This is a genomic window from Yinghuangia sp. YIM S09857, assembly GCF_051388915.1.
Classification (GTDB): Bacteria; Actinomycetota; Actinomycetes; order Streptomycetales; family Streptomycetaceae; genus Yinghuangia.
Window position 1 is genome coordinate 8,653 of record NZ_JBPKBH010000041.1, and the last position, 6,168, is coordinate 14,820.

Annotated in this window: 6 protein-coding genes and 1 pseudogene; 5 read left to right on the forward strand and 2 right to left on the reverse strand. The window is 72.9% G+C overall.

Going from position 1 to position 6,168, the window contains the following annotated elements; translation table 11 throughout:
* Nucleotides 1-177: 177 nt before the first annotated feature.
* Nucleotides 178-306: an LPFR motif small protein gene (locus ACRX5S_RS40505; protein WP_436778309.1), complete on the forward strand. Its 129-nt coding sequence runs from the start codon at nucleotides 178-180 to the stop codon at nucleotides 304-306.
* 21 nt (nucleotides 307-327) lie between these two features.
* Here the strand turns inward: ACRX5S_RS40505 and ACRX5S_RS40510 are convergent, their stop codons facing one another.
* A complete protein-coding gene (locus ACRX5S_RS40510) occupies nucleotides 328-1,506 on the reverse strand; it encodes an MFS transporter (protein WP_436778310.1) in 1,179 nt (392 codons plus the stop codon).
* 215 nt (nucleotides 1,507-1,721) lie between these two features.
* Here ACRX5S_RS40510 and ACRX5S_RS40515 point away from each other — a divergent pair, with 215 nt between their 5' ends.
* From ACRX5S_RS40515 to ACRX5S_RS40525, 3 genes are all read left to right on the forward strand, one after another.
* Entirely contained in the window at nucleotides 1,722-2,744 is a 1,023-nt protein-coding gene (locus ACRX5S_RS40515; protein ID WP_436778311.1) for a LysR family transcriptional regulator, read from the forward strand.
* Between the two features lie 295 nt (nucleotides 2,745-3,039).
* Nucleotides 3,040-3,840 (forward strand): FadR/GntR family transcriptional regulator, encoded by an 801-nt coding sequence (locus tag ACRX5S_RS40520; protein ID WP_436778312.1) that lies wholly within the window; start codon nucleotides 3,040-3,042, stop codon nucleotides 3,838-3,840.
* A 325-nt stretch (nucleotides 3,841-4,165) separates the two neighbouring features.
* A complete protein-coding gene (locus ACRX5S_RS40525; RefSeq protein ID WP_436778313.1) occupies nucleotides 4,166-4,984 on the forward strand; it encodes a sugar phosphate isomerase/epimerase family protein in 819 nt (272 codons plus the stop codon).
* A gap of 1 nt (nucleotide 4,985) precedes the next feature.
* Here the strand turns inward: ACRX5S_RS40525 and ACRX5S_RS40530 are convergent, their stop codons facing one another.
* Nucleotides 4,986-5,723 carry a TetR/AcrR family transcriptional regulator gene (locus ACRX5S_RS40530; protein WP_436778314.1) on the reverse strand — a complete coding sequence of 246 codons (738 nt, stop codon included), beginning with the start codon at nucleotides 5,721-5,723 and terminating at the stop codon, nucleotides 4,986-4,988.
* Between the two features lie 262 nt (nucleotides 5,724-5,985).
* On the opposite strand from ACRX5S_RS40530, the pseudogene ACRX5S_RS40535 reads away from it, so the two are divergent.
* Nucleotides 5,986-6,168: pseudogene (locus ACRX5S_RS40535) on the forward strand (LLM class flavin-dependent oxidoreductase); the annotation flags it as partial.

Sequence of the window (6,168 nt, forward strand, 5' to 3'; positions counted from 1 at the left end):
CCCCCGCCACGGCGCGTTCCAGGGCGTTCCAGGGCGTCCCGGATGCGAGTCGCCCAGGTCGCTCCGATATGCACCGTTTCCTTCCGCACGCTCCGGGCAGTCGCTCCATGTCCGGAGTTCCGGACGTACACGGCCCGCCGCGGACCTGCCGCGGCGCGCCCCGGAAGGAGGCTTCACATGCTCAGGGCCATCGGAGACGTCCTCCGGAAGATCGGCGGAGCGATCGCGACCGTTGTCACCCTGCCGTTCCGCGCCCTTGCCCGCCTCTTCGGCGGCGCGTCCGACTCGGCACACGGCCGGCACTGACCACCGACCGCCCCGCGACCGTCAGTCCGCGGACCGCCGTGCCCGGCGCACGGTCGCCGGCACGATTGCCGCCGCCGCGGCCAATCCGCCTGCCAGGTACATGACCGAGGCGGTGCCCAGGCCGTCGGCGGCTCGGCCTCCGGCCAAGGCGCCCAGGGCTATCGCCGTGTTGAAGACCGCGACGAGCAGGGCGGAGGCGGCTTCGCGCGATCGCGGGACGGCGTCCAGCAGCCAGGTCTGCACGGAGACGGAGACCCCGCCGTAAGCCAGGCCCCACAGCACCAGGAGCACCGCCGCGGCCGCCGTCGAATCACCGAAGGCCGGCACCAGGAACACGGTGGCGGCGAGCAGGGCGGACAGGGCCACCAGCGTCGCGCGCGCCGAGCGCACCGCCCCGAAGCCCGCCGCGAAGTTGCCCGCGACACCGGCGACTCCGTATGCCAGCAGCAGCGCGCCGACCAGGGCCGGGCGGATCCCCGACACCTCCTCCAGCACCGGCCGCACGTAGGTGTACGCCGCGAAATGCCCGGTCACCAGCAGCGCGACGACCACCAGAGCCACCCGCACGCGCGCGTCGGCGAGCGGTTCGGCGAGGCGGTGGCGGCCCTCCTCCGGCGGCAGCGGCGGCAGTGCTGCGCCCAGGACGGCGGACACCGCCAGTCCGAGCACCCCGGCTGCGGCGAACGCCCAGCGCCAGCCGAGGAGTTCGCCGACGTAGGCACCTGCCGGGACACCGAGCACCGAGGCGACCGCGATCCCGCTGAACACGAGCGAGGTCGCCGCGCCGACCGAGCGCGGCGGCACCAGCCGTACCGCGATCCCGGCGGCCAGCGCCCACACGCCGCCCATGCCGACGCCGACCAGCAGGCGCGCGGCCGTCATCACCGCGAAGTTCGACGCCCACGCGCTGACCAGGTTGCCCAGGCCGACGAGCGCCATCAGCAGGACGAGGAGGCGCCGCCGGTCGTGCCTGGCGAACAGCGGGGCCAACACGGGCGCGGCGACGGCGGCCGACAGGCCGGTCACGGTGAGCGCGAGGCCCGCGGTCCCCTCGGACACGCCGAGCGACGCCCCGAGGGGAGTCAGCAGGCCGACGGGCAGCATTTCGGAGGTGACGACGGTGAAGGTCGCGGCCGCGGCGGCGGCCACGGCCGGCCATCCGCCGCGCGCGGTCTGCTCGACTTGATCGACAAGAGCCATGCCGCCAGGCAACCGCCACGCGAGGGCCGGGAACAACAGGCGATCTCTCATGCTTTCCATGAGCGTGACTCATCGATCGCGCACCGCGCGAACGATCGACCTGGTAGGGCCGGGCAGAAGGCAGGCGGGCGGGGCGGGATCACGGCGGTGCGTCGTCGGCACGGCGCACCCGGTGTGTCCCCGGTGCGGCACGAAATGCGGAATCGGAGTGCGGGATGGCCGGCAGTATCGAGATGCGCGAGATCGAAGCCTTCCTCGTCCTCGCCGAGGAATTGCACTTCGGGCGGACCGGGGAACGGCTGTACATCTCGCAGAGCCGGGTCAGCCAGCTCCTGCGCGCGCTCGAACACCGCGTCGGCGCCCGCCTGGTCGAGCGGACCAGCCGCCGGGTGCGCCTGACACCGCTCGGGGTGCGCCTGCACGCGTCGCTCACCCCGGCGTACGCCGCCCTCCGCACCGCGCTCGACGACACGCGCGCCGCCGCCGAGGACGTGTCGGGGACACTCCGCCTCGGCTTCCAGGGCAGCGCCAACGACCAGCTCATGGACGCGATAGCCGCGTTCGAGGCCAGGCACCCCGGCAGCGCCGCGGAGGTCGGCGAGGTGCCGTTCAACGACCCGTTCGGCCCGCTGCGCCGCGGCGAGGTGGACGCGGCGATCGTGATGCTCCCGGCCGAGGAGCCGGACATCGCGGTCGGCCCGGTCTTCTCGCGGCGCCGCCAGAACCTCGCGGTGTCCGTACGGCACCCGTTCGCGGACCGCGCCTCGATCACCGCCGAGGACCTGGCGTCCTGCGACCTGATCACCGTCGCCGAGCCCGCCCCCGGCTACTGGCGGCGCGCGAACGCGCCGGAGCGCACGCCGGACGGGCGTCCGATCCCCCGCGGTCCGGCGGTGCGCACCCTCCAGGAGGGGCTGACCAGCGCCGCCGCAGGGCGGGGGGCGATGCTGCTGTGCGAGCCGACGGCCGAGTACCACGCGCGGCGCTCGCTGGTGTTCGTCCCGGTGACCGGCCTGCCGCCGTCGGCGCTCGCGCTCACCTGGCCGCGGACCGGCTCGGGTCCGTCCGCGCGCGTGGCGGCGTTCGCGCGGGCGCTCGCCGACACGACCGACGGAGGCGGCTACGGCATGTGCGACCCCGGCAAGATCACCGACGCCCCCGTCGACCCGCACGCCGCCGGCACCGCTGACGCCACTGCCGTTGGGGGACGCACCGGTGAGACTCACCTCGCACCTTGAGGCGCCCGACCGCGAGCGGGTCTGGCACCGGCTCGACCGCAACCCGCACACCTGGCGAAGTGCACCGAGCGCATGGGGGCGATGTTCGACACCCCGAGCGGTTCGGCGGGATGTTCTCCGCCGCGGTGGCCATCACGCCGGGGAAGCCGCTCATCCGAACGGCCGTCCCTCGCGCGGCGCGCAGACGCGCACCCCCCGTCGGGCGGACGACAGCCGACGCGCCGCCCGCACTTCGCTCACGTGTCACGCGAGTGACGCGAGGGACCGCCGACCCGCGGCCGATAGGATCGCGGGCATGTCCTCTCCGTCCGCCACGGTCCGCACCGACGCACGCAGCAGCGACTCGGGCCCGATCCGCTATGCCGCCATCGCCGAGGTCGTCGCGGCCGCGCTGCGCCGACGGATCCTCGACGGCGAACTCGCCGACGGCGACGTGATCCCCAAGCAGGACGAGCTGATGGCCGAGTTCGACGTCGGCCGCACCACGCTGCGCCAGGCGATCCGCATCCTGGAGACCGAGGGCCTGATCACCGTGCGACGCGGCAAGGTCGGCGGGTCGGTGGTGCACAGCCCGACGCCGCAGGACGCCGCCCGCATGTTCGGGATGGTGATGCATGCCCGGCACGTGACGCTGGAGGACCTGGCGCGGGCGCTGCGCCGCCTGGAGCCGGTGTGCGTGTCGCTGTGCACGCAGCGGCCCGACCGCGGGACGGCCGTGCTGCCGAAGCTGCGCGAGGTGCACGAGCGGATGGCGGCGGCGATCGGGGATCCGCTGGCGTACATCCGGCTGAGCCGCGAGTTCCACGAGGCGATCGTGGCGGGGTGCGGCAACCAGACGATGCAGGTGCTGCTCGGCATGGTCGAGACGCTGTGGGCGCGGCAGGAGCAGACCTGGGCCGAGCAGTCGGCGGCGGACGTGAGCGACGAGATCCGGGCGCTGGGCGTACGCGAGCACCAGGAGCTGATCGACCTCATCGCGGACGGCGACGACACCGCGGCGTACCGGTTCGCGGTACGGCACCTGGAGGGCGCGCACGCATACCCGCTGCGCGGCCACGGCGCCCGGCCCATCGACTCGGACCCGCCGACGCGCTGAGGCCTTCACGCGTCTCGTCCCGCTGCACGCCTGCCTGGCACCACTCTCGCGCATACATCGCGCCTCCCGCGCCTCCCGTGCACCGGCGACACGGATGTTCCGCGGTCCCGGACTGCGCGCCTCCCCCTACTCGGTAGCCCTGCCGCTCTGCCGCTCTGCCACTCTGCCGCTCCGCCGCGAATTTCCCCTTCTGCGCGCCCCACGCCGCCCGTGTCGCCCGCGGAACACGCGCGGCGCTGGACTGGACGCTTAATCATGGCCATGATAGCCATGAAAGGTACGCGGGCCTCTCGGCCGTGCCCGTGCCGCATTCCCCGGAGGCTCGATGCGCTTCAGCTTCAACACGTTCAACCACTCGACCTACTACGACCTGGCCCCGTCGCTGCCCGCGCAGATCCGGGCCGCCGCCGAGGCCGGGTACGACTGCATCGGCCTCGACCTCCTCTCGGTCCTGGCCCACGAGCGCGACGGACTGCCGCCCCGAGCACTCGCGGACGTCCTCGCCGAGCACGAACTCCCCTGCTACGAGCTGGTGTCGCTGTCCATCTCGGCGGACCGCGACGCCACCCTGCGCAGTCTCGGCCACATCCTGCGCACGGTCGAAGTCCTGCGCCCGAGCGAGGTGTTGTGCGTCGTGACCGGGGAACCGGACGCCGCGGTGGTGACGAACACCGCCGAGTGCGCGGCCGCGCTCGCCCGCGAATCGGTGGGTCTTTCCCTGGAGTTCCTGCCGACGCGTGACGTCGACTCCATCGCTGCGGCCACCACGCTGCTCGACCGGGTGGGGCATCCGAACCTGCGCCTGGTGGTCGAGAGCTGGCACTTCTTCCGCGGCCCGAGCACCTGGCAGGACATGGACGAACTCCCTCTGGAGCGCTTCGGGTTCGTGCAGTTCGCCGACGCCCCCGAGCAGGTGTCGGACGACATCCACCAGGAGTCCATGCAGCGCCGCGTCCTGCCCGGCGAGGGCGTGTTCGACCTCCGTCGCTTCTGCGACGCGGTCACCGGGAAGGGCTACGACGGCGTGGTCAGCGTGGAGGTGCTGTCGGAGCGGTGGCGCGCGGCCGATCTCGGCGAGTTCGCCCGCGCGACGCTGCGGTCCACGCGCGACCTGTGGCAGCAGCCGGACCGCGCGCCGGCGTGACCTACCAGCTCCCGGCACTCGTGAAGAGCGGAGCGAGCGGCGCCTGCTTCGGCGCGGGTCGTCCCGCACGGGTCTCGGCGACGCCGCCCAGCGTCTCCAGCGCCGCGATGGTGTTGTCGATGACCAGGTCGTACAGCCGCTCCATGGCCTCGGGGAGGCGGTCGATGACCGGTTCGACGCGAGCCCGGTGCTCCGGTGCCGCGTCGCGCAGCGCTTCGCGCATCACCGGGGCCATCTCGTCGGCCGGGGCGCGCTGCGTGGCCAGGATCGCCTGCCCCACGACCGTCGTGCCGACCAGCGAGATGGCCAGCGCCATGTCCTCGTCGTCCAGCTCCAGGGGGCTCAGCAGGCCGGTCAGCATGATGAACGACGGCAGCCAGGCCGGCTGCCGGGTCGAGGCGATGTACGGCAGCAACTGCGGGTAGGGACGCAGGTGTTCCATGCTCGTCAGCATCCACGCGCGCAGCTTGTCCTGCCACGTCGCGCCCTTGGGCGGGGCGTAGTGGATGTCCGTCGCGACCCGGTCGGCCACCGCGTGCAGCAGGTCGTCGCGGTCCGGGAAGTACCGGTACAGCGCCATCGGCGCCGAGCCGACCGCCTCCGCCACGCGCTTGATGGTCAGCGGCGTGCCGGGGTCGGCGTACACCAGCGCCACCGCCGCCTCGATGATCTGCTCGCGCGAGAAGCGCGGTGGTCTGCCGCGTCCGCGTCCCGGGGTGCCCTCCAGAGCCTCAGCCATGCCTGTCCTTTCCGCCGCGCCCCGTACGGCGCCGAGTCCTTGTGGCCGTCCTACGACTCTCCGTGGGGCCCCACACTACGCAGTCCGCGGGCGGTCGGGACCGCCGTGTCCGTCGCGGTTGGCCGGTGCGGGGATCTTGAATGCGCAGGCAATTCATGTAAGCGTTCCACAATTACCTTCGCCGAGGTGCGCGGCCTGTGCCGCGATGCCCTCGGCAGGCACACTTCTGAACGACCTTCTGAACGACCGAGGAGGACTCCCGGTGGAGTTCGGCATCTTTCTGAACGGGTTCACCCCGGGGCTCGCCGCGCACGATCGCGCTTCCGAGCACCTGTCCCTGATGCGTGAGCTGGACCTCGCGATCAAGGCCGACAAGCACAACTGGAAGTACGTCTGGTTCGGTGAGCACCACGCCCTGACCGAGTACAGCCACATGTCGGCCCCC

Excerpts from the sequence above, each read along its gene's own strand:
- ACRX5S_RS40520 (WP_436778312.1), top strand. The coding sequence starts at position 3,040 with ATGTCCTCTCCGTCCGCCACGGTCCGCACCGACGCACGCAGCAGCGAC.
- ACRX5S_RS40510 (WP_436778310.1), bottom strand. The coding sequence starts at position 1,506 with ATGGCTCTTGTCGATCAAGTCGAGCAGACCGCGCGCGGCGGATGGCCG.
- ACRX5S_RS40525 (WP_436778313.1), top strand. The coding sequence starts at position 4,166 with ATGCGCTTCAGCTTCAACACGTTCAACCACTCGACCTACTACGACCTG.
- ACRX5S_RS40505 (WP_436778309.1), top strand. The coding sequence starts at position 178 with ATGCTCAGGGCCATCGGAGACGTCCTCCGGAAGATCGGCGGAGCGATC.
- ACRX5S_RS40530 (WP_436778314.1), bottom strand. The coding sequence starts at position 5,723 with ATGGCTGAGGCTCTGGAGGGCACCCCGGGACGCGGACGCGGCAGACCA.
- ACRX5S_RS40515 (WP_436778311.1), top strand. The coding sequence starts at position 1,722 with ATGGCCGGCAGTATCGAGATGCGCGAGATCGAAGCCTTCCTCGTCCTC.